The organism is Pseudomonas sp. P5_152 (assembly GCF_033989915.1).
Lineage (GTDB): Bacteria > Pseudomonadota > Gammaproteobacteria > Pseudomonadales > Pseudomonadaceae > Aquipseudomonas.
Genome location: NZ_JASFAH010000002.1, coordinates 311,080 through 334,767 on the forward strand (window position 1 = coordinate 311,080; position 23,688 = coordinate 334,767).

16 protein-coding genes are annotated in these 23,688 nt (G+C 62.1%); 6 read left to right on the top strand and 10 right to left on the bottom strand.

From position 1 onward, the window contains the following. Nucleotides 1–864 precede the first annotated feature (864 nt). From glgB to QMK50_RS01315, 3 genes are all read right to left on the bottom strand, one after another. Nucleotides 865–3,081: a 1,4-alpha-glucan branching protein GlgB gene (gene glgB, locus QMK50_RS01305; protein ID WP_320332286.1), complete on the bottom strand. Its 2,217-nt coding sequence runs from the start codon at nucleotides 3,079–3,081 to the stop codon at nucleotides 865–867. Further along, complete coding sequence (treS, locus tag QMK50_RS01310) at nucleotides 3,081–6,434, bottom strand: maltose alpha-D-glucosyltransferase (protein ID WP_320332287.1); 3,354 nt, start codon at nucleotides 6,432–6,434, stop codon at nucleotides 3,081–3,083. The genes glgB and treS overlap by 1 nt, the downstream gene beginning before the upstream one ends. 61 nt (nucleotides 6,435–6,495) lie before the next feature. Next, nucleotides 6,496–8,490: an alpha-1,4-glucan--maltose-1-phosphate maltosyltransferase gene (locus tag QMK50_RS01315; RefSeq protein WP_159996223.1), complete on the bottom strand. Its 1,995-nt coding sequence runs from the start codon at nucleotides 8,488–8,490 to the stop codon at nucleotides 6,496–6,498. 990 nt (nucleotides 8,491–9,480) lie between these two features. Between QMK50_RS01315 and QMK50_RS01320 the strand changes: the two genes are divergently transcribed. Beyond that, nucleotides 9,481–9,648 (top strand): hypothetical protein, encoded by a 168-nt coding sequence (locus QMK50_RS01320; protein ID WP_174244579.1) that lies wholly within the window; start codon nucleotides 9,481–9,483, stop codon nucleotides 9,646–9,648. A 10-nt stretch (nucleotides 9,649–9,658) separates the two neighbouring features. Here the strand turns inward: QMK50_RS01320 and QMK50_RS01325 are convergent, their stop codons facing one another. Further along, complete coding sequence (locus QMK50_RS01325) at nucleotides 9,659–10,159, bottom strand: MgtC/SapB family protein (protein WP_095168753.1); 501 nt, start codon at nucleotides 10,157–10,159, stop codon at nucleotides 9,659–9,661. Nucleotides 10,160–10,281: 122 nt separating this feature from the next. Between QMK50_RS01325 and QMK50_RS01330 the strand changes: the two genes are divergently transcribed. The 3 genes from QMK50_RS01330 (at nucleotide 10,282) to mapR (ending at nucleotide 13,650) form a co-directional block, all read left to right on the top strand. Beyond that, nucleotides 10,282–10,515 carry a DUF3203 family protein gene (locus QMK50_RS01330; RefSeq protein ID WP_095168752.1) on the top strand — a complete coding sequence of 78 codons (234 nt, stop codon included), beginning with the start codon at nucleotides 10,282–10,284 and terminating at the stop codon, nucleotides 10,513–10,515. Nucleotides 10,516–10,710: 195 nt separating this feature from the next. Further along, nucleotides 10,711–12,123, top strand: a complete 1,413-nt coding sequence (gene ccoG, locus QMK50_RS01335) for a cytochrome c oxidase accessory protein CcoG (RefSeq protein ID WP_320332288.1) — start codon at nucleotides 10,711–10,713, stop codon at nucleotides 12,121–12,123. A gap of 117 nt (nucleotides 12,124–12,240) precedes the next feature. Further along, nucleotides 12,241–13,650, top strand: a complete 1,410-nt coding sequence (gene mapR / locus QMK50_RS01340; RefSeq protein ID WP_095168749.1) for a GntR family transcriptional regulator MpaR — start codon at nucleotides 12,241–12,243, stop codon at nucleotides 13,648–13,650. Here the strand turns inward: mapR and QMK50_RS01345 are convergent. The 5 genes from QMK50_RS01345 to QMK50_RS01365 all read right to left on the bottom strand — a co-directional run bounded on the left by QMK50_RS01345 (nucleotide 13,647) and on the right by QMK50_RS01365 (nucleotide 20,739). Then, on the bottom strand, nucleotides 13,647–14,393 hold the full coding sequence (locus QMK50_RS01345) for an SDR family oxidoreductase (protein WP_095168748.1): 747 nt from the start codon (nucleotides 14,391–14,393) through the stop codon (nucleotides 13,647–13,649). The two genes, mapR and QMK50_RS01345, sit on opposite strands and share 4 nt — an antisense overlap. A 141-nt stretch (nucleotides 14,394–14,534) precedes the next feature. Next, the gene (gene nahK / locus QMK50_RS01350) at nucleotides 14,535–17,168 is read right to left on the bottom strand and encodes a hybrid sensor histidine kinase/response regulator NahK/ErcS' (protein ID WP_320332289.1); all 2,634 of its coding nucleotides are present in this window, start codon (nucleotides 17,166–17,168) and stop codon (nucleotides 14,535–14,537) included. Beyond that, nucleotides 17,098–18,261 (bottom strand): nitric oxide-sensing protein NosP, encoded by a 1,164-nt coding sequence (nosP, locus tag QMK50_RS01355; RefSeq protein ID WP_320334480.1) that lies wholly within the window; start codon nucleotides 18,259–18,261, stop codon nucleotides 17,098–17,100. The genes nahK and nosP overlap by 71 nt, the downstream gene beginning before the upstream one ends. 153 nt (nucleotides 18,262–18,414) lie before the next feature. After that, a complete protein-coding gene (locus QMK50_RS01360; RefSeq protein ID WP_320332290.1) occupies nucleotides 18,415–19,599 on the bottom strand; it encodes a porin in 1,185 nt (394 codons plus the stop codon). A 333-nt stretch (nucleotides 19,600–19,932) separates the two neighbouring features. After that, nucleotides 19,933–20,739: a sulfite exporter TauE/SafE family protein gene (locus QMK50_RS01365; protein WP_159996229.1), complete on the bottom strand. Its 807-nt coding sequence runs from the start codon at nucleotides 20,737–20,739 to the stop codon at nucleotides 19,933–19,935. A gap of 162 nt (nucleotides 20,740–20,901) precedes the next feature. Between QMK50_RS01365 and QMK50_RS01370 the strand changes: the two genes are divergently transcribed. After that, complete coding sequence (locus QMK50_RS01370; protein WP_320332291.1) at nucleotides 20,902–21,765, top strand: MBL fold metallo-hydrolase; 864 nt, start codon at nucleotides 20,902–20,904, stop codon at nucleotides 21,763–21,765. Nucleotides 21,766–21,777: 12 nt separating this feature from the next. On the opposite strand, the gene bkdR is transcribed toward QMK50_RS01370, so the two are convergent. Then, nucleotides 21,778–22,266 (bottom strand): Bkd operon transcriptional regulator BkdR, encoded by a 489-nt coding sequence (bkdR, locus tag QMK50_RS01375; RefSeq protein WP_095168741.1) that lies wholly within the window; start codon nucleotides 22,264–22,266, stop codon nucleotides 21,778–21,780. 186 nt (nucleotides 22,267–22,452) lie between these two features. On the opposite strand from bkdR, the gene QMK50_RS01380 reads away from it, so the two are divergent. Next, on the top strand, nucleotides 22,453–23,688 hold the full coding sequence (locus QMK50_RS01380; RefSeq protein WP_095168740.1) for a 3-methyl-2-oxobutanoate dehydrogenase (2-methylpropanoyl-transferring) subunit alpha: 1,236 nt from the start codon (nucleotides 22,453–22,455) through the stop codon (nucleotides 23,686–23,688).

Sequence of the window (23,688 nt, forward strand, 5' to 3'; positions counted from 1 at the left end):
CGGTGGGTCCGCCGCCATCCAGGTTGGATGTGCCGGCCCCATCGCGGCATAGGTATCTACACAACTGTGGTGCGACGTTGCACCTGTGGGCCGACCCGGGTGTTGGATTAGACCGAATACATATCCATTCTTGCGGTAATGGCCTCCTATGGTTCCGCCTGACGGCGGCTCACTTTTGAACAGCGCAAAAGTAAGCAAAACGCTCATACCCCACCACTCGGTGCCTCGCTTAGGCTCGGCATGCCCGTACTCCGACATTGATTTGGGGGGGCGCCCAGGATCAAAAACAAAGCGAGGCGGCCTAAAAGCCGACCTGATCGCTGGGGCATGCGCGGTGTAGCTTCTACTTCCTAAGACGCTGACGAAGTCAGCAATCTTTTGATCTGGCTCTGGCTCTGGCTTTTGCTTTGGTTCTGGCTTTTGATCCTGGGCGCCCCGTTAACCACGCTGGCCGAACGCAGGCTTGAAGCCGTGGGTAACCCGGCAGGACGCCGGGTTAGCCGCCCCGCGCCATGGATGGCGCGTGGCGGCGGCCCACGGATTCAAGCCTGCGTGAGGGAACACCGAGCCTAAGCGAGGTGCCGAGTGGTGGGGCAAGAGCCTTTTGCTTACTTTTGGGCTCCTCCAAAAGTGAGCCGCTGTAAAAGCGGAACCATAGGAGGCCGTTACCGCAAGAATGGATATGTACTCGGTCTAATCCAACCCCCCAGAGGCCGCCACGGTAGCAAGCCCCCTCGCCACAGACCGCTACAAAGTTGTGTAGATACCTATGCCCATCGCGGGCAAGCCCGCTCCCACATGGGAAATCCAGCCCCCCGTACAAACAGGCCGGCCGCCAGGCACCAGCGATGTATCAGGCCGGCTCTACCCAAGCGGACGCAACATCAGTACCGCCAACGGCGGCAGATTCAGCACCAGTGACAGCGGCTGGCCATGGCTGCCCTCTTCCTCGGTCTGCGCGCCACCGTCGTTACCATAATTGGACCCCGCATAAATACCCGCGTCGCTGTTGATCAACTCGCTCCAGCGTCCGGCGAACGGTACGCCCACCCGGTAGGCCGGACGCGGCACAGGGGTGAAGTTAGCCACCACCAGCACCGGTCGGCCGTCCTTGCTCCAGCGCAGCCAGGCATAAACGCTGTTGATCGCATCATCGCCAATCAACCACTGGAAACCTTGCGGTACATCGTCCTGGTCGTGCAGTGCCGGCTCTTCGCGGTACAGCTGGTTGAGGTCGCTGACCAGCTTTTGCACACCCCGGTGTTCCGGGTACTGCAGCAAGTACCAATCGAGTTGCTGGTCATGGTTCCACTCGCGCCACTGGCCGAACTCACACCCCATGAACAGCAGCTTCTTGCCCGGGTGCGCCCACATGAAACTCAGGTAGGCCCGCAGGTTGGCAAATTTCTGCCAGCGATCACCGGGCATCTTGTCGATCAGCGAATGTTTGCCGTGCACCACTTCGTCGTGGGAAATCGGCAGGATAAAACGTTCGGACCAGGCGTACACCAGGCCAAAGCTCAGCTCATTGTGATGGTGGGCGCGGTACACCGGGTCCTGCTGGATGTAGTGCAGGGAATCGTGCATCCAGCCCATGTTCCACTTGTAGTCGAAGCCCAGCCCGCCTTGTTGGGTGCTCTGGCTGACGCCCGGCCAGGCGGTGGACTCCTCGGCGATCACCAGGGCGCCCGGCGCCTCGAGGTCGACCACGTCATTGAGATGGCGGACAAAATCGATGGCTTCCAGATTCTCCCGCCCGCCATGGCGGTTGGGCACCCATTCACCGGCCTTGCGCGAATAGTCGCGATAGAGCATCGAGGCCACGGCATCCACCCGCAGCCCGTCGATATGGAAATGCTTGAGCCAGTGCAACGCCGAAGCCAGCATGAAACCGTGGACTTCGGTGCGCCCCAGGTTGTAGATCAGGGTGTCCCAGTCCTGGTGAAAACCTTCCAGCGGGTTGCCGTACTCGTACAGCGCGGTGCCATCGAATTGCGCCAGGCCATGGGTGTCGGTGGGAAAATGCGCCGGCACCCAATCGAGGATCACTCCAATCCCGGCCAGGTGGCAGGCATTGACGAACGCAGCAAAGTCACTGGGCGAACCGTAGCGCGCGCTGGGCGCAAACTGCGAGAGCGGCTGGTAACCCCAGGAACCACCGAACGGATGCTCCATGATCGGCATCAGTTCGATATGGGTAAAACCCAGGTTCTGCACGTAGGGAATCAAGCGCTCGCCCAGTTCGGCCCAGCTGTATTGACGCGCCACTTCCCCGACATCGTCGACCTCGCACTGCCAGGAGCCGGCATGCAATTCATAGATCGACAACGGCGCACTCGGCCGGTGACGCTCGCCGCGCGTCTGCATCCACGCCTGGTCCTGCCAGTCGATGCTCAAGGGGCCCGCGACTTTTGAAGCGGTGTCCGGCGGCAACTGGGTGGCCAGGGCCATGGGGTCGGCCTTGAGCGGCAGGATCCCGTGGGCTCCCAGAATCTCGTACTTGTACGCTTCACCCGCCTGCAGGCGCGGGATGAACAACTCCCAGACCCCGGAGGGATGACGCAGGCGCATCGGGTGGCGGCGACCGTCCCAGATATTGAAATCACCCACCACCGAGACCCGGCGGGCATTCGGCGCCCACACGGCAAAGCGCACCCCGTCCACGCCGTCGACATTGTGCAACTGGGCGCCCAGGCAGGCACTGAGGTCACGGTGGTTGCCCTCGGCGAACAGATACAGGTCCATCTCACCCAGCAACTGCCCGAAGCTGTAGGGGTCTTCGGCAGTCTGCTCGCCACCGGCCCACTGGGTGCGCAGCACGTACGCCTGGGCCTGGGGGAAATGGCCGACGAACAACCCTGGTACCTCGCTGGCCGTCAGGCTGCCCAGGACGGCGCCGCTGTCGCGGGCCAGCACCTGGACGCTCAAGGCGTCCGGCAGATAGGCCCGAATGAACTGGCCACCGGCGGCGTCGCCATGGGGCCCGAGAATCGCAAACGGATCCGGATGTTCGGCACGCACCAGCGCCTCGATGTCGCGCGCTGCCGGCAGCAGCGCCTCTTTGAGTCCCCGTTCCTTCATCACTGCTCTCCACCTATCTCGGAAAAGGGTTCAAGTCCACTTAACAACCCATAGAGCCCGTGCAACGGCACGGGTAGCCAGGCGGGACGATTTTCGGCTTCATACAGCACTTCATACGCGGCCTTCTCCAGGCTGAACAAGGCCAGCGCAGCGTCTTGCGCTCCAGGAATCTGCCAGGCATGAGCAAGACTAGCTGTCGCCAGCCGATATGCCTGGACAAAGGCCGCTTGCGCCTCACGCAAGTAACGTTCGGTGACCCGCGCGCGCGCAACATCCGCTTGCCCGGTACTGTCGACGCCCTGCCCGTTGCGCGCCATAGCCGCCGCGTAATCGAACGAACGCAGGACCCCGCTGACATCCTTGTACGGACTGTGCTTGCCCCGGCGTTCATGCAATGCCCGCGCCGGTTCGCCCTCGAAGTCGATCAGGTAGGCATCGCCCTTGATCACCAGCACCTGGCCCAGGTGCAAGTCGCCGTGGACCCGCATGCGCAGGCCGCCGGTGGCCTGTTCGGCCAACCCTTGCACATGCTTGAGAATGACCTTGCGGTGTTCCAGCAAACGGGCCACCCGCTGTTGATCGGCAGCCCCCAGTTGCCCCTGGTGCTGCTTGAGCAACAGCAAGGCGCGCTCCAGTTGCGCGGCGATCGAGGTGTACAGCACCTGCTGGTCCTTGGCCGTGGTCACTTCGCTGCCGAACGCCGGATCCTTGCCGGGTGCTGCCAGCAACAGGTGCATTTCCCCCAGGCGCTGGCCGAGCATAGCGGCGAAATCCTGCAGTTCGCCGAGGGCGTTGTAGTGCTGGTCCTGTTCCGACATGGCATCGGCCAGCTCGTCACGAATCGCCCGTTCAAGATTGTTCTGGGTCCACTCCCAGGCATCGCCCTGGTTGCTCAGGTAGCCCTGGGCAATCATCAGCAAGTGGTCTTCACCCTGGGCGTCGCGCCGCACCACGGAACCCAGCAGTGGCGAAATATGCTCGAAGCCCGCCGCCGTCAGGTACGCGCCCATCTCCAGTTCAGGGTGCACACCACCAGCCACTTTGCGGATCAGCTTGAGCACCAGGCTGGTGCCGATCACCACTGAACTGTTGGACTGTTCGGCGGACAGGTAGCGCACTTCGGACTCGGGCCCAAGCCCCAACTGCGCCAGTTGGGCAGTGGGTTCGAATCGAATCTCGCCGTCGCTGGATGCCAGCACCGTCTGCGCCTGGATCGCCTGCAACACCGCCCGCACGAAACTGTCGAGGCTGAACGCATCGGTGACCAGGCCGACCTGCGGCCCACGCCGGACCCGCGACAAGGCCAGTTGCTGGGGCAACGCCGCGCCCATCTGGTCCTCTCCAAGAAAACCGAAGGGCAATTGATAGCGACTGGTCTGGCCCTGGCTGCTGACCTCGATTTCGCTCAGCAGCACCGGATGCTGGGCATCGCCAAAACGCACCCCATAGGCGATGTGCACCGATTCGATGCTGGCGTCCTTGCCGGCGAACCAGCGGCGGTTGAGCAGCCAGCTGGGCAACACGTTTTGCTCCAAAAGGGTGCGCGATGGTGCTTCAAGCAACTCTTCCATGCGCTTTTTCAGGACCAGGGTGGTGAAGTCCGGCAAGCTCTGCGCCGGCTCCACGTGCCAGCTCGGCATCTGGTTCTCCGCCGCCAGCACGAACCAGTAGAAACCATAGGGCGCCAGGGTCAGCAGAAAACTCAGTTGGCCGATGGGCGGGAAGGCATTGCCCCCCAGCATCTCCACCGGGACCATGCCGACGTAGGCCGAAAGATCCAGCTCGGCGGCTTGCGCACTGCGCGAGACGTTGGCCACGCAGAGGATGGTTTCGTGGCGGCCATCGGCGCCGGTGAACTCACGGGTATAGGCGAGGATTCGGCGATTGCTCGGTGACAGCATTTTCAGAGTTCCGCGGCCGAACGCCTTGGATTGCTTGCGCACAGCCAGCATGCGCCGGGTCCAGTTGAGCAACGAGTGGGGATCGCCCGCCTGGGTTTCGACGTTGACCGACAGGTAACCGTACTGCGGGTCCATGATCGGTGGCAGCACCAGGCTGGCGGGGTCGGCGCGGGAGAAGCCGCCGTTGCGATCGATCGACCACTGCATGGGCGTGCGCACACCGTCCCGGTCGCCCAGGTAGATGTTGTCGCCCATGCCGATTTCGTCGCCGTAATACAGGGTCGGTGTGCCAGGCATCGACAACAGCAGGCTGTTGAGCAGCTCGATCCGGCGCCGGTCACGTTCCATCAAGGGCGCCAGGCGTCGACGGATGCCCAGGTTGATCCGCGCCCGACGGTCGGCGGCGTAGTAGTTCCACAGGTAATCGCGCTCCCTGTCGGTGACCATCTCCAGTGTCAGCTCATCGTGGTTACGCAGGAAAATCGCCCATTGGCAGTTGGCCGGGATCTCCGGGGTCTGGCGCAGGATATCGGTGATCGGGAAGCGGTCTTCCTGGGCCAGGGCCATGTACATGCGGGGCATCAGCGGAAAGTGGAACGCCATGTGGCACTCGTCGCCGTTGTCGCCGTGGGTATCGCCGCTCTTTTTATTACCAAAATACAGCTGAGTGTCCTCCGGCCACTGGTTGGCTTCGGCCAGCAGCATGCGGTCCGGGTAATTGGCGTCGATCTCGGCCCGGATCTGCTTGAGCACGTCATGGGTCTCGGGCAGGTTTTCGTTGTTGGTGCCGTCGCGCTCGATCAGGTAAGGAATGGCGTCCAGGCGCAAGCCATCAATGCCCATGTCCAACCAATAGCGCATCACCGACAGCACCGCCTTCAGGACCTGCGGGTTGTCGAAATTGAGGTCCGGCTGGTGGGAATAGAACCGGTGCCAGAAATACTGACCGGCGACCGGGTCCCAGGTCCAGTTGGACTTCTCGGTATCGAGGAAGATGATCCGCGTGCCGTCGTATTTCTGGTCGTCGTCGGACCACACGTAGAAGTCTCGCGCCGCCGATCCGGGCTTGGCCTTGCGTGCCCGCTGGAACCAGGGGTGCTGATCGGAGGTGTGGTTGATCACCAGCTCGGTGATTACCCGCAACCCGCGCTTGTGGGCCTCGGCAATGAAGCGCTTGGCATCGGCCATGGTCCCGTAATCGCTGTGCACGCCACGGTACTCGGCAATGTCGTAGCCATCGTCACGCCGTGGCGAGGGATAGAACGGCAACAGCCAGATGGTGTTGACGCCAAGGTCGGCGATGTAGTCGAGCTTGGCGATCAGCCCGGGAAAATCGCCGATCCCGTCGTTGTTGGAGTCGAAGTAGGATTTGACGTGAACTTGGTAAATCACCGCATCCTTGTACCAGAGCGGGTCATCGCTGAAGGTGGCTGACCTGGGTTTCTTCGCCATTACAATCTCCTGTTCAGTGGGGGGTGGCAGGTACCGGTCGTGCGGGTTTTGTCACCGCGCCCTACAGCGATATCCGCCAGATGCCGAACGGTTGATGCCAGGGCTCGATGCGCATCCATTGAGTCTTGCCGTACCACGTCCAGCGATGGCCATTCATCAAGTCTTCGCCCTGGGTCACCGCGTCGTCCGCCAGGCCCAGCTCCCACAGCGGCAGCTCGAAATGCGCCTCCTGGGCGTTGAACGGATCCAGGCTGACGGCCACCAGAATGAAGTTGCTGCCATCGGCGCTGCGTTTGCCGAAGTACAGGATGTTGTCGTTCCAGGCGTTGTACAGCTGCAAGCCGAGATGACTGTGCAAGGCCGGGTTCTGCCGGCGGATGCGATTGAGCTGGGCGATCTCGGCGATGATGTTGCCGGGGGCATTGAAGTCGCGGACGCGGATCTGGTACTTCTCCGAATCCAGGTACTCCTCCTTGCCCGGCACCGGTGCCGACTCGCACAGCTCGAACCCTGAGTACATGCCCCACAGTCCCGACCCCATGGTCGCCAGCGCCGCGCGAATGAGAAACCCGGCGCGCCCCGACTGGTGCAGGAAGCCCGGGTTGATGTCCGGGGTATTGACGAAAAAGTTCGGCCGGTAGCATTCGCGCCAGGGCGACTGGTTCAGTTCGCTGAAGTAACTCGCCAGCTCCTGCTTGGTATTGCGCCAGGTGAAGTAGGTGTAGCTCTGGGAGTAGCCGACCTTGCCCAGGCGCGCCATCATCGCCGGCGTGGTAAAGGCTTCGGCGAGGAAGATCACCTCGGGGTACAGCGCCCGCACATCGGCGATCAGCCATTGCCAGAACGGCAGCGGCTTGGTGTGCGGGTTGTCGACGCGAAAGATCTTCACCCCCTCCTCGACCCAGCCGACCACGATATCGCGCAGCTCCAGCCACAGGCTGGGAATCGCCTCGCTGCTATAGAAGTCGACGTTGACGATGTCCTGGTACTTCTTCGGCGGGTTTTCCGCGTATTTGATGGTGCCGTCCGGCCGCCAGTTGAACCACCCTGGGTGTTGCTGCAGCCAAGGGTGGTCCTGGGAACACTGGATGGCGAAGTCGAGGGCTATTTCCAAACCGTGGTCTGCGGCAGCCGCCACCAGCCGACGGAAGTCTTCGCGGCTGCCCAGTTGCGAATGAATCGCCTCATGGCCACCCTCCTCGCTACCGATGGCATAGGGGCTGCCTGGATCGTCCGGGCCGGCCGTCAGGGAGTTGTTCGGCCCCTTGCGGTAACTGCGCCCGATCGGGTGGATCGGCGGGAAGTACAGCACATCGAAGCCCATGTCCTGAATCATCGGCAGGCGCGCATGCACGTCATTGAAGGTGCCATGGCGCGTGGGGTCGTCGGTGATTGACCGCGGAAACAGCTCATACCAACTGGCGAACTGCGCCAGCTCGCGCTCGACGTCGACCGGGTACTGCGAGCTCAAGCTCAGGTAGGCACGCTGATCGGCCTGGCTCATCAGTTCGGCGCTATGGGGGTGCAGGAACAACGCGACCTGCTCGGTTTCGAGCAAACCGGACAATTGCTGGTGCAACGCCGTCAGTTGCTCCTTGAGTGGCCCTTCGGCGCGCTCGGCGGCTTGCTGGACGTGCAGTCGGCCTTCTTGCAGTTCCAGGCTGACGGGGACGCTCGCCAGGTGCTTCTTGTCCAGTTCGTAGCAAAAACTGGCGAAGTGGTCGATCCAGGCTTCGATGCAAAACACATGACGGCCCTGGACCGGCACACGGAAGCGGCCCTGCCACCCATTGTTGCCCAGGTCGCTCATCACCTCGCTCTGCCACACCGCATCGCCCTCGCCACGCCAACGCAGGCGCACCGCGAGCTTGTCGTGACCGTCGGCAAACACTTTGCTGGTCACCTCGACGTCCTGGCCGACCACGGCCTTGACGGCAAATTGCCCGCCTTCGAGGATCGGCATGCAGTCTTCAATCACGATACGCGGCAGCAACAGCGCCTGGGACAGTGGCATGTGCGGGTTGTAGCTCAACTCATCAGGTTTCTCAGCCGTCATCGAGCATCTCTCCTTTACGCCCCAAGGACGCTCTTGTGTCTGGGTGTCGTCGGCAAGGGAGTCCCGCGCCGAATGAGCTCACTTAGGTTCCGAGCGACAGGCACCGGCAAAAGTTCATAGGGAATTGGCTGGACGCCAATCCGCGGCGCAACGATCAACCTACTTAAGCACGACTCAGGCCACATGCCAGTGGTGGTTTGGACAAGGCCAAACTGCAGCACACCGTTCGTCGCCTTTTTTGCCAGGTTTGCGCCAGTAAAAATACTAAGCCTACATGGCTATAGGAAAAGCATTACAAACGTATTAACAAGTTCGCCAGAGAAACTCCCACCGACGACCTATGTAAAAACATGCCATGCACTTGGCAACATTGAAAAAAATGCTGCGATACCGCTTATATAAAAATAAAAGCCTCAGAATACTGCCTTCAACTTGAAAGATTAAATCCAGAAGTATGCATGAAACCTCCTACAACAGAAAATTCAACCAACTTGCAATATACCTCCCTACGAACTAAAAATTGATAGCCACTTGATAACACGTGACGCCCAATCAATTGTTGGCTGTGGCAGCCCTTGTGGTAAGCCGCTTCACCCACGTCAACAACAAATAACAAAAATGAACTCCAGAATAAAAACTGGCCCTTCCGAACGCGCTTAAAAAGTCAAAACAAGGACAGCCATGAGACTCAGCATAGAAAACTACAAGTTACTGAACTTCAATAACGACCACATAGACACCTCCGCAAGAGACGCATCACGAACAACGCCACCGTCGTTACTGCGAGCAATCAGAGAGCTACAGCGCCGAACAACCATTACAGAAGCTGAACTATTGCACTTACTCAACGAGCACAACCTTGACGAGGCATTCATCCGCGCAGCAACGCCCCCTCTGCGCTAACCATCAATTGCCTGGAATCAAATCCACACGCGGGAGGTCAACCCACGTAAGCAGGACCCACGCCACGTACCACTGGAGGTTAGACCGATGACCAATCCTTTCCCTGGAGAAACCCCGGATCCGAACATCGATCATCCGGTGATCCCCGACACCGATCCGCAACCCGTTCCCGAGCAGGACCCGCCAGGCACCAACCCGCCACCGCGCGAAGAGCCACCGACGCCGATGCCGCCGGTCATTGTCGGCCCGGCATAGGAATCCATCCCTAGGGCTCCTTGTCCTTTTCAAACAGGTTGACGATCCACGGCATGACGCTGAACACCGCCAGTGCCAGCAGCGTACTGAGCACCGCCGTCGACTCGCGGCCCATGCCGGCGGCGACGCCAATGGCGGCGGTCATCCACAGGCCGGCAGCGGTGGTCAGGCCCTTGACGTGGCTTTCGTCACCGTCCTTGCCCTTGAGAATGGTCCCGGCCCCGAGAAAGCCGATGCCGGCGATCACCCCCTGCACCACTCGGCTCATGGCATCTGCCTGGGCCCCGGACATCTGTGGCACCAGCACAAACAGCGCGGCGCCCATGGCGACCAACATGTGGGTGCGCACCCCGGCGGCCTTGCCTTTTTGCTCACGCTCAAACCCGAGGATCGCCCCCAGCAACGCGGCGATCAGCAAGCGCACGGTAATGCGCGTCAACTGCGACGCGTCGCCGATGTCGGCGAACTCCGCTTGCAGGGTGATCCAGACTTCATGCCACCAAGCGTCCATGAGGCAGTCCTGAAAAGAAAGTTGATAAGGCATGGACCGCGCCGACCGCTAATCGGTTGCAGCGAACGATGGACGGCCCCAGGACCCTAACGTGAAAGCCCCAAATACAGTGGAGAGCCCCCATGACCGTGCGCATCGAAAACCAGACCTGCTTTTTCACCACCGAAAGCGGCGAAGAGATCCGCCTGGCCGCTGACGTGACCATCCTCACTGACGGTGATAAGTCGATGTCGGCGGTGGACCTCGACGGTCAGCGCGTGTACATCACCGAAGCAGAAGCCGACGCATTGACCGTAGCAGGTGCGGTCGATGGCCGGCGGCACCTGAAGGTCACTGACAGTGATTCGGTGATTTGACTGATCTCCATCAAGCCCCCCGCCAGACGCCTGGGATAGGCATGCGCGCCACGCCCGGCGGGGTGCATCAAGTTGTCGCAGGGGCGGTGCAGAAGCGCATCTGATCCGCTTTTTAATCCAATACCTGAGTCTGTTATGCAAACAGTTGCCCGCGCATAGTTCATTGGCCTGATGGAGGCTGATGAGCGAAAGACCATGAGCGATAAAATCCCCGTCCGATTAGTAGAAACATTCGAGCCTTCGCGTTCAAAGATGAAGGCCAAATCCAGCGACAACCAGATCCACACCCGTAGCTTCAGCGGTTTGTTCCGTACCCTGCGCATCAGCGGTGCGGGTTTTCTGTTCCTGGCGTTTTTTGGCACCGTGTGGCTGAACTGGGGTGGCCGCCAGGCCGTGCTCTGGGACCTGGCGCAGAGCAAGTTCCACATCTTCGGTGCAACCTTCTGGCCGCAGGATTTCATCCTGCTCTCGGCGCTGTTGATCATCTGCGCCTTCGGCCTGTTCGCAATCACCGTGTTTGCCGGGCGCGTCTGGTGTGGCTACACCTGCCCGCAGAGCTCGTTCACCTGGTTGTTCATGTGGTGTGAAAAAGTCACCGAGGGTGAGCGCAACCAGCGGATCAAGCTGCAAGCCGCGCCCTGGACCCTGGAAAAACTGCTGCGCCGCTCGGCCAAACACACGATGTGGCTGGCGATCAGCGTGCTCACCGGCCTGACCTTTGTCGGTTACTTCACGCCGATCCGGCCGCTGGCCGAAGAACTGCTGACCTGGCAAATGGGCGGCGTCAGCCTGTTCTGGGTACTGTTTTTCACCGCCGCCACCTACATCAACGCCGGCTGGCTGCGCGAAGCGGTGTGCATGCACATGTGCCCCTACGCACGGTTCCAGAGCGTGATGTTCGACAAGGACACCCTGACCATCTCCTACGACACCGCCCGTGGCGAACACCGCGGTCCGCGCAAGCGCGAGGTCAAGCCGGCCGAGGTGGGCCTGGGCGACTGCATCGACTGCCAGTTGTGCGTGCAGGTCTGCCCCACCGGGATCGACATCCGCGACGGCTTGCAGATGGAGTGCATTGGCTGCGCCGCCTGCATCGACGCCTGTGATTCGATCATGGACAAGATGGGCTACGCCCGGGGCCTGATCAGCTATACGTCCGAACACCAGTTGCAAGGTGGCAAGACCCACTTGCTGCGCCCGCGCCTGATCGGCTACACCGCGGTGCTACTGGTGATGATCGGCGCCCTGGTGCTGGCGTTGATGGAGCGGCCGATGGTGTCCCTGGACGTGAGCAAGGACCGCGGCCTGTTCCGCGAAAACAGCCAGGGCCAGATCGAGAACATCTACAGCCTCAAGATCATCAACAAGACCCAACAGCGCCAGGACTATCGCCTGTCACTGGTCGATGGCGAGGGTTTCCAGTTGCAGGGCAAGACCGAGCTGAGCCTGGCACCCGGGGAGATTCTCGATGTGCCGGTGTCGGTCGCCATGACCACCGACAAGCCCGCCAGCAGCTCGCAGACCCTGAGCTTCAAGGTCAGCGACAGCGACGAGCCGCAGATCAACAGCGTGGCGAACAGCCGCTTTGTTGCACCGATGAACCGCTGAGCCTTTACACTGCGGTGCTGTCATTGCCAGCAGGCTCGCTCCTCCATACCAGTGGCAGCGAGCCTGCTGGCGAAACAGGCACCTCGATTTTTCTGAATGACATCTATCGGGCTTTCGATGAAACGCTACGAAAAATTCGCTGACGACATTGCCGAGCTGATCCGCTCAGGCGTCCTGGGGCCCGGTCAGCGGGTGCCCTCGGTGCGGTATGCCAGCCAGACGTATGGGGTCAGCCCGTCCACGGTGTTCCAGGCCTACTACCTGCTGGAGCGCCGAGGCCTGATTCGCGCCCGGCCGCGCTCCGGCTACTTCGTCAACACCCACGCCCCCAGCCCGTTTTCCGAGCCGGTGATCAGCAGCCAGGTCAACGAGTCCACCGAAGTCGACGTCAGCGAACTGGTGTTCTCGGTGCTGGACTCGATCAAGGACCCGCACACCGTGCCGTTCGGCTCGGCCTTCCCCAGCCCGACCCTGTTTCCGCTGCAACGCCTGGCGCGTTCGCTGGCCAGCGCCAGCCGTGAAATGGACCCGCGCATGGTGGTCACCGACATGTCGCCGGGCAACCCGCAACTGCGCCGGCAAATCGCCCTGCGCTACATGGTCGGCGGGCTGATGCTGCCCATGGAAGAACTGCTGATCACCAACGGCGCGCTGGAAGCCCTCAACCTGTGCCTGCAAGCCGTCACCGAACCCGGCGACCTGGTGGCCATCGAGGCCCCGGCCTTCTATGCCAGCCTGCAAGTGCTCGAACGGCTCAAGCTCAAGGCCGTGGAGATTCCCGTGCACCCGCGCGATGGCATCGACCTTGGGGTGCTCGCGCAAACCCTCGAACGCCACCCGATCAAGGCCTGCTGGTGCATGACCAGCTTCCAGAACCCGATGGGCGCGACCATGCCCGAGGCCAAGAAACAGGAACTGGTGGAGTTGCTGCGCCGTCATCAGGTGCCGCTGATCGAAGACGACGTCTACGCCGAGCTGTATTACGGCCAGCAAGCACCGAAACCGGCCAAGGCCTTCGACACCGAGGGCCTGGTGATGCACTGCGGTTCGTTCGCCAAGAGCCTGGCGCCCGGTTACCGCATTGGTTGGGTGGCCGCCGGGCGCTATGCGCAGAAGATCGAACGACTGAAGTTGATGACCTCGCTGTGTGCCTCGATGCCGGCCCAGGCAGCGATTGCCGATTACCTGCAACATGGCGGCTATGACCGCCACTTGCGTAAGTTGCGCTATGCCCTGGAAGAACAGCAAAGCGCCATGCTGGCGGCCATCGCCCGCTACTTCCCGGCACAGACCCGCGTCAGCCAGCCGGCCGGCGGCTACTTCCTGTGGCTGGAGCTGCCGGAGCAGATGGACTCGTTGAAGTTGTTCCAGATGGCCCTGGCCCAGGGCATCAGCATCGCGCCGGGACCGATCTTTTCTCCGACCCGACGTTTTCGCAACTGCATCCGCCTGAACTACGGCAGCCCCTGGACCGAGGACACGGAAAAGGCCATGGAGACCCTGGGCCGTATCGTGCGCTCGTTCTAGCGCCCACCCGCCACGTCAATGAAAGTCCCGACCGCATAGGACGCCTTGTCCGAGAGCAGCCAGATGATTGCCTCGGCGACTTCGTCGGGACGCCCGCCACGGGCCATGGGAATTCCCGATTCGAGCTTGCTGACTCGGTCCGGGTCGCCGCTCAGGGCATGGAAGTCGGTGTAGATGTAGCCCGGCCGCACCGCGTTGACCCGGATGCCTTCGCCGGCGACTTCCTTGGACAGGCCGATGGTGAAGGAGTCCAGTGCCCCCTTGGAGGCGGCGTAGTCGACGTACTCCCCCGGCGAACCAAGGCGCGAGGCCACCGACGAGACGTTGACGATGCTGCCACCCTGCCCGCCATGTTTGGGCGACATGCGCAGCAGTGCGTGCTTGGCGCAGAGAATCGGCGCCAGGACGTTGGTCTTCATGATTTTCAGGATGCGAAACTCGGACATGTCCTCGACGCGAGACTTCTGCCCGACCGTGCCGGCGTTGTTGACCAGCGCGGTGACCCGCCCCAGTTCTTGGTCGACGCGCTGGAACAGGCTGATCACTTCGTCTTCGATGCTGACATCGGCACGCACCGCGATTGCCTGGGCCCCCAGGGCACGGACTTGGGCCAGGACCCGATGGGCCGCCTCTTCGTCCGCCAGGTAGTTGATGCAGATGCGATACCCCTGCTCTGCGGCCAGTAACGCCGTGGCCGCGCCAATACCGCGACTGCCACCGGTGATGACGATGACTTTATCCATGCTTGCTCCCCTATCCAGACGTGTAACCTCGCGTGGCAAGGATACCCGCCACAGCCGGGTTTTGCATGGGGACGAACAGCCGCGGGGTTATCCGCAGGCCGAATTGCCGATAAAAAGCTCCCCAGGGCGCCCGACCCAGGCCTACACCCGGCCGAGCAAATGGCTCATCGCGGTCTTGAGCTTCATCGGCCGCACCGGCTTGTGCATCAGGGTATGGCCCAGCTCGCGGATCTGCTGCTTGAGCTCGTTGCTGTAGTTGGCGGTGATCATCATCGCCGGAATCGCACAGGCGCGCCGCGCGTTGATCCGGGCCACGGCGTCGACACCATTCTGCTCGTCGTCCAGATGATAGTCGGCGATCAGCAAGTCGGCTTCGGCGTGGTAGTTGTCCACCTGACGTGCCAGGTCCTGCTCGGACAACGCGGTTACCACCCGGCAGCCCCAGCCTTCAAGCAAGGTGCGCATGCCTGCGCAGATCGCCGCGTCGTTATCCAGTACCCACACCCGCGCGCCCCGCAGGCGCTCCAACATCGGCTCGCTGATGACCAGGCTTGCCAGGGCCTTGGGCGCAGTGGCGCTGAGCGGCACTTCCACGGAAAATACCGAGCCGCGCCCCGGCCAGGAACGCACGTGGATCCGGTGGCCGAGGATCCCGGCGATCTTCTCGACGATCGCCAACCCCAGGCCCAGCCCTCGATCCTGATGGGGGCGCTGCACGTCGCCGCGCTTGAACTCCTGGAAAATTTCCTCCAGGCGATCTTCGGCGATGCCCATGCCGCTGTCCCAGACCTCGATCGACAGCCGCTGGTGCTGGCGCCGGCATCCCAACACCACGCGGCCGCTGTAGGTGTAGCGGATGGCATTGCTCAGCAGATTGCGCAGGATCCGCGCCAGCAACTGGATGTCACTGCGCACCAAGGCCGAACAGGCCACGAAGTGCAGTTCCAGGCCCTCGCTGCGAGCCACCTGGGTGTACTCCGCGGCGAGGTTTTCGAGCAACTCGCTCAAGGCGAACGGCGCGATATCGGCAGTGATCACCCCGGCATCCAGCTTGGAAATATCGACCAGGGTGCCCAGCAGGTTTTCCACGTCCTCCAGCGAATTGCTGACATTGCGCACCAGCACTTCATTGGCCTGGGGCTCGCGGCGTTCGAGCAAGGCCCCGGTAAACAACCGCGCGGCGTTCAGCGGTTGCAGCAGGTCATGGCTGACCGCGGCGAGAAACTTGGTCTTCGACAGGTTGGCCCGCTCGGCCTCCAGCTTGGCCTCGCGCAGCCGCGATTCGACGCGCCGGCGCTCGTCGATCTCGCTGCGCAGTTGAGTGTTGAGGGTGGTCAGCTCCGTGGTGCGTTCGCGCACCCGCAGCTCGAGGTTCTGATAGGCCTGGTGCAGTGCCTCGGCGGTCCGTCGGCGCTCGGTGATGTCGCGAATCAGCACAAAGATCCCCACCACTTCGCCGCTGGCCAGGCGATTGGGCACATAGGAGCGCAGCATGTAGCGCTCCTGATTGTTGATGTTGGTCTCGGCAAACTCGAAGGTCACGCTCTCGCCCGCCAGCGCCCGCGCCACATAGGCTTCCAGGCGTTGGTAGTGCTGTTCACTGTGGACCTCGCGCAGGCTCTGGCCGAGCATCACCCCGCGTGGCCAGCAGTACCACTCTTCGTAGACCTTGTTGGTGAATTCGTAGACCAGGTCGGCGTTGAGGTAGGCGATCAGGGCCGGCACGTGGTCGGTGATCAGGCGGATCCAGCGCTCGCTTTCACTCAGCGCTTCGGCGTGCTGGTAGCGCTCGGTGATATCGGTGAAGGTGTTGACGAAACCGCCGGTGGGCAATGGATGGGTGCGGATCTCCAGGACCCGGCCATCGTACAGGCGCTGTTCGCACTCCTGCACGGGGCGGCCGTTGGCGTCGCGACTGGCGGGGGTCAGCAGTTGCAGTTCGCTGTCGCCGATGACCTCGCTGAACGGTCGATGAGCGGCCACCGGAGCCAGTCCGCTGAGTTCGAGAAAACGCCGGTTCCACAGTTCCAGCACGCCCTCGGCGTTGACCATCGCCACCCCTTGGGACAGGTTGTCCACCGCCCGTTGCAACAAATGGGATTTCTGCGCCACCGCCTGCTCACGGCGCGCGGTCTCGCTTTGCTTGACCTCGGTGATATCGGTGAACAGGATCACTCGCCCGCCTTCCTGGGTCGGCCGCTCGCTGACCTGCAACCAGCGCCCGTTCTGCAGGCGATACAGCAGGCTTTCGTCGGCACTGCCCCGGGGTTCCTCGGTAAACAGCCCGGTCCCGGCCATCAGGCGCTTAACCTCGCCCAGGCGCATGCCGGCGATGATCCGCACCCGGCTGTTGCTCCAGAACGCCTTGAAGCGGCTATTGAACAGGACGATGCGCTGGTCGGCGTCGAACAGCACAAAGGCGTCGGAAATGCTCTCGATGGCATCGATCAGGTGCTGGTGCGCCGTCTCGGCCCGCAGCCGCGCGTCACTGAGCAGGTGATTGCCGGCCTTGAGCTCGGCCATCGCCTGGTTCAGCGCATCGGTACGCTCACGCACCTGTTCGGCCAGCACCACCGAGTGCTGGAACGCCGCATAGGGGTCGTTGCCCCGGGTGACGCCGGATTCGATGCGCTCGATCAGGGCACTGTTGATGCGCGCCAGTTTGTGGTTGTCGCGCTGCAGGCAGGCGATCTGCGCCTGCAGCTCAGCGTTTTGCTGGGGATCGGCCACGGGCAATGGCAACCCCGGTAAAGGTCTGGTTGATGTGCATGCCATTGAACTGTTCTCCGTAGGTGTTGAAACCCATCACCCGCTGGTCCCGCAAAAACCCGCCGATCTGCTCCAGCTTGCCGCTGTCTTCCAGTTCCAGGCGCCGCAGGAAGCAGTCGCAACCGATGGTCAGCAGCAGCTCGCCGAGGCGCTCCTGCAAACCCTCGAACAGCCGCTCCAGGTTCGGCAGCATCGGCCCCGGCGTCATGGCGGTGAGGACAATGCCGTTTTCCACGGCGCAGTAGAAACTCAGGCTCAGGTCCGGGTGCACTTGCTGGATCGCCCGCACGTAGTACTGCTGGTTGATCCGCACGGCCAAGGGGTGGGCGGCAAAAATCCGGTGGTCGAGCTCGGCCACCGGCACGCCAATGTGCCGGGCGTACTCTTCGGCGGCTGGCTCGGCGTTGAGTTCGAATACCCGCCTGGAAGGACTGTCGGCACCGGTCACCACCAGTTTTTCCGCACGCGGCAGGATGTGGTGGGTGGTGAACACTTCAAAGTCGAGCCAGGTATTGACCAGCACCACCACCGCCGCGCCGCTGTGAAACGCACCGTCGAAGTACACATGGGTGTGAGTCAGGTAATTGTCGTCGCCGGCCGAACCACCGAAATGAGGGATGTCGCCCAAGGCTGCACTGAGGGCGGCAAGCACCATCTCCTCGCGACTGGACAGCCCGTCAAGCAGGGTCAGGGCAAAGCTGTTGCCCTTGATCGGGGCCAGGGTGTTGCTGCGACAGCCACTGACCAGGCGCTCGACCATCTGCTGGGCGTCGATCAGGCTGAAGTGCTCCATCTCGTCGATCAGCGCGGTAGAGATAGAGAAGTGCCGGTGATCGAAACCCACCGCCGTTACGCAGTTGCGGCCGTAGCCCTGGGGGGTGATTTCCCCGGCACTGGTGCAGCCCACCAGGCGGATCCCGCCGAACCCCTGCGCCAGGGCCTCGCCCAGCGCCTGGAGGTCGTACTCGGCGGAGCAGAAAAACAGCACGAACCCCAAGTGCGGATGCAACAACTGCCGCGCCAGCTCCTGGGCTACCTGTTGCGCGTCACTGGCCTGGGACATGGCACTGACGATCCCTTCACTCTGGACCTGCTGCATCGTCGCCTCCGGCAGGTGCGCATGGTTGAGGCTTGAGTGTACGAAGGCCACGGACCGCGACCTATGCTACTTGGGTAGCGGTCTGGCACTTCGATGGGATGAGAGGGGTGCGACGCCGGCCGTGATGCGCACAGCCAGCGCCACACCGGGGGGTTACCAGGTCAGCACCGCACCCACGGCAAAGGTATCGGTGTCTTCGTTCTGTGCGTCGCTATCGTGGCCGTTGAGTTCGAACTGGTTGTACTCGGCCACCAGCTTGAGGTTGTCGTTGACGTCGTGGAACAGGGCGATGCCCCGGGTCTCGTAGTCCGCGCCGCTGCCGACCACACCGTTGCCATCGTCTTTGGTCTTGCCGTAGGACAAGGCCAGGCGGTTCTTGCCCAACTTGTAGGAGCCCTGCAGCAGGTAGCCGTCGCTGTCGACATTGCGCAGCGTGGGTTCGCCGGCGTTGTTGGTATAGAACGGGTTGATGCCCTTGGCCTGGAAGCCCGAACCGGTCAGCGACAGCCCGCCCATCTTGGCCTGCACGCCGTAACCGACGCCTTTGGAGGTAATGGTATCGACGCTCGAATCGGTGTTGTCGGAGGTCTGGTAGCTGCCGTTGACCCAGCTGTAGATCTTCGCCCCGGCGAGGTCGAACTGGTAGGTGATCTCGCTCTCGGTCCGCGGGTTTTCCTGGTAGGCCTTGCCGGTCGGGCTGCTGTCGTTGGTGTCGACCGGGTCCATGATCCCCACGGCCACCCGCAACCCGTCCAGCACCGGCGTGCGGTAGGTGATTTGCGAAGTCGGGAACGGGTACGGGTAGCCGGTGCCGATGTTGCCGAACGACACTCCACCGCCATCCACCAGGCCCAGGGTGTCGCTGACCTGGCCATAACCGGCCAGCAATTCGTCGAGCAGGATGTTGGAGCGGGCAAACAACCCGAAGTCCTTGCCGATCAGCACCTCGCCCCACTCGGGGTTGGCCACCGTGCCGTAGAACTGGCGCACGTCGATGGCAGTGTCGGTGCCGTTGGTTTCGCTGTCGTTGATGGTCACCCAGAACGAAGCCCGGGCGCCGAGTTTCAGATCATCGACTTGCTTGCCCATGTTGAAGCCCAGGTAGTTGGGCAAAAAACCCATCTTCACCCGCGACTGCCGCCGGTCGTACTGATCACCCGTGCGGTCGACGTCGCTGTTGACGTAGAACGCGTTGATGTAGCCGTCGGTGGAGAATGTGGTCTGGTCCTTGTCGTAGAGCATGATATCCGCCTCGGCGAACGAGCTGAGGCCGAGGGTCGACAGACTGGCGATGAAGGCTGGCAAGAAACGGTGCTGGAAGTTCTTATTGTTGTGCATGGCGCGCTCCGCAACGGGGACTTGATGTCGGAGGCGATTATCGAAAGCCGAACGGAGGCGTCATACGCTGCCTTGGAGGCGGTTGCCAGGTGCTTTGGACTGGCGGGTGATGCTCAGCTACTACGGTGTAAGACCGGCCCCGGCCAAGGGCCCGCCACTTTCGGCGTACGCCTCTTTACCGTGGGAGCACAGCTTGCTCGCGATGGCGGTGTGTCAGGCGTCGTCGATGTTGAAAGGACCGGCCTCATCGCGAGCGAGCTCGCTCCCACAGGGATTTTGGGTGCTCGCGGGTTTTGCATACACCCACCAAAGTGGTGCGCATGCTTCTAATCGTCAGGCCTGGGCCTTTACCAGCATGTACAGCGCAACCACCACGCACACGCTGGCAAAGCCGACCTGCAACGCGCGAGCCGGAACATGGGCGCAGAGTCTGCGACCGAGCAGCATGCCGAGGATACTGGCGACAATGAACGCCACACCCAAGCGATCGATACGTACGCCGGCATGGAAGGCACCGATCACGCCAATCAGCGAAATCAGGCTGATCACCATCAACGATGTGGCGACGATTCCACGCATCTGCACGTCGGTCAGTTGCTTGAACGCCGGGACAATCAGGAACCCGCCGCCCACCCCGAGCAACCCCGACACCACCCCGGTCACCGCGCCGAGTGCGGCCAGGGTCGCGGTGCACTTGGCGGTCCAGGAAAAGCGCCCGGTCTGCTGGTCGAGCATGCAGTTCTTCTGCCCCCAGTTGGCGTGACCGTGATCGCTCGGCCCGGCGTCCTGGCGTTCACGGCGCAGCATGCGCACGGCCACCATGACCATCAGCAGGCTGAACAGCAGCATGAGGATTTTTTCCGGTAACTGATGGGCGAAATAAATACCCAGAGGCGAAAACACCGCGCCCAACAACGCAATCAACAGCGCCGCGCGGTAGCGCACCAGGCCGTGGCGCAAACCATCGATGGCACCCACCGCCGCCGCGCTGCCCACCGCGAACAGAGCCACCGGGGCCGCCTGGGTCATGCTCCAGCCCAGACCGAGCACCAACGCCGGGACCGCTAGAATGCCACCCCCTGCCCCCGTCAAGCCCAGCACCAGCCCCATCACCACGCCAAAAAAACTCGCCAGCAACATAAAACACTCACGGTCCGCGAAAAAAAGCCGGGAACGCCCGGTATCGATGCCTGACAGGATAGAGCGCGCGCGGCTTTTTTCATGTATTGATTTGTCCCGGGGCTGGTCAAGCCAGGGAAGATGCCACTACCCTCAAGGCTTGTCCCGACAGAAACGGCCACCATGCCCGCCTTGATTGAAGCCTTCCTCGACCCCGCCTCGTCGACCTACAGCTACGTGATCTACGAAACCGATGGCGGCGCCTGCGCGATCGTCGATCCAGTGCTCGACTACGCTGCAGCCTCCGGACAAACCTCGACGGTCCAGGCCCAGCGGATTATCCACTTCGTGCGCGAACACCGACTGCAGGTGCAATGGCTGCTGGAAACCCACGCCCACGCCGATCACCTGTCCGCCGCGCCCTACCTGCGCGGCGAACTGGGCGGCAAGATCGCCATCGGCCAGGCCATCAGCCAGGTACAGGCGGTGTTCAAGGGCCTGTTCAACCTGGAAACGGGATTTGCTGTCGACGGTTCGCAGTTCGATCATCTATTTGCGCCGGACGAGGTTTTTGCCATCGGCAACCTGTCGGCCAAAGCCCTGCATGTGCCTGGGCACACCCCGGCAGACATGGCGTACCTGATCGACGAGCAACTGATCCTGGTGGGCGACACCCTGTTCCTGCCAGATGTCGGCACGGCCCGCTGCGACTTCCCCGGCGGCAACGCCGCGCAGATGTACGCCTCGATCCAGCGCCTGCTGGCCTATCCCGCCACCACCCGCCTCTACGTCTGCCACGACTACCCGCCACCCGCCCGCCCGCCACAGTGCCAGAGCACCGTCGGCGAACAGCGCGCGCACAACATCCATGTACACGACGGCATCGACGCCGCCACATTCATCACCATGCGCACCGAACGTGATGCCGGACTGGACATGCCAACCCTGCTGTTGCCAGCGATCCAGGTCAACGTCCGAGCAGGCCGCCTGCCGCCGCCGGAAAACAATGGCGTGGTGTACCTGAAAATCCCGATCAACCAGCTCTGAAGCCGAGACGCGTCACCCCCCCAACGTCAACCCATTCGCCGGCAAAGGCAACGCCGTCTTATACCGCACCTGCTTAAGGGCAAAACTGGAGCGAATATTGGCCACCCCCGGCACCTTGGTCAGAAAATCCATCATGAAGCGCTCCAGCGACTGAATGGTCGGCACCAGCACCCGGATCAGATAGTCCGGATCCCCGGCCATCAGATAACACTCCATCACCTCCGGACGATCGGCAATCGCCTCCTCGAAATGCTGCAGCGCCTCCTCCACCTGCTTCTCCAGGCTGACGTGAATGAACACATTGACATGCAGCCCCAGCAGATCAGCATCCAGCAGCGTCACCTGCTCGCGAATCAGCCCCAGCTCCTCCATGGCCTTGACCCGATTGAAACAGGGCGTGGGCGACAGATTCACCGAGCGGGCAAGGTCGGCATTGGTGATGCGCGCGTTCTCCTGAAGGCTGTTGAGAATGCCGATATCGGTACGGTCCAGTTTGCGCATGAGACAAAACCACCTGTTTTTTATGTTTATGCAGATTTTTTATCCTCAAATGATCTCAAGTGCAACGAAACAGAGATAAATATTCTTCTGCGCCGGGCCTATGATTGTTGTAGGACAAGATTCCTTCGACCCGAAGGATGAACGTCAGCTCACTACAAGAAATTCACAAGATCGAGCGTAGAAGCCATGAAAGAAGCGTATGAACCGCTGCGCCTGCACGTGCCTGAACCATCGGGCCGTCCTGGATGCAAAACCGACTTCTCCTACCTGCATCTGACCGATGCGGGCACTGTGCGCAAACCCCCAATCGACGTAGAACCGGCCGACACCGCCGACCTGGCCCGTGGCCTGATTCGCGTGCTCGACGACCAGGGCAATGCCCTGGGCCCGTGGGCCGAAGGCGTGTCGGTGGAGATCCTGCGCAAAGGCATGCGAGCCATGCTCAAGACGCGGATCTATGACAACCGCATGGTGGTCGCCCAGCGTCAGAAAAAAATGTCGTTCTACATGCAGAGCCTCGGCGAAGAAGCCATCGGCAGTGCCCAGGCCCTGGCCCTGAACATCGACGACATGTGCTTCCCCACCTACCGCCAGCAAAGCATCCTGATGGCCCGTGAAGTGCCATTGGTCGACCTGATCTGCCAACTGCTGTCCAACGAGCGCGATCCGCTCAAGGGCCGGCAATTGCCGATCATGTATTCGGTCAGGGACGCTGGGTTCTTCACCATCTCGGGCAACCTGGCGACCCAGTTCATCCAGGGCGTGGGCTGGGGCATGGCCTCGGCGATCAAGGGCGACACCAAAATCGCCTCGGCCTGGATCGGTGACGGCGCTACCGCCGAGTCGGACTTCCACACCGCCCTGACCTTCGCCCACGTGTACCGCGCGCCGGTGATCCTCAACGTGGTCAACAACCAGTGGGCGATCTCCACCTTCCAGGCCATTGCCGGCGGTGAAGCCACCACCTTCGCCGGTCGTGGCGTGGGCTGCGGCATCGCTTCGCTGCGGGTCGACGGCAACGACTTCATCGCGGTCTACGCCGCGTCCGCCTGGGCTGCCGAGCGTGCGCGCCGCAACCTGGGCCCGACCATGATCGAATGGGTCACCTACCGCGCAGGCCCGCACTCGACTTCCGATGATCCGTCCAAGTACCGCCCTGCCGACGACTGGAGCCACTTCCCCTTGGGTGACCCGATCGCCCGCCTCAAGCAGCACATGGTGAAAAATGGCCACTGGTCCGACGAGGAACACACGGCCCTGAGCGCCGAGCTGGAAGCCGAAGTGATTGCCGCGCAAAAAGAAGCCGAGCAGTACGGCACCCTGGCCGGTGGCCAGATCCCGAGCGCCGCGACCATGTTCGAGGACGTCTATAAAGAGATGCCGGAGCACTTGAAGCGCCAGCGCCAGGAGTTGGGGATCTGA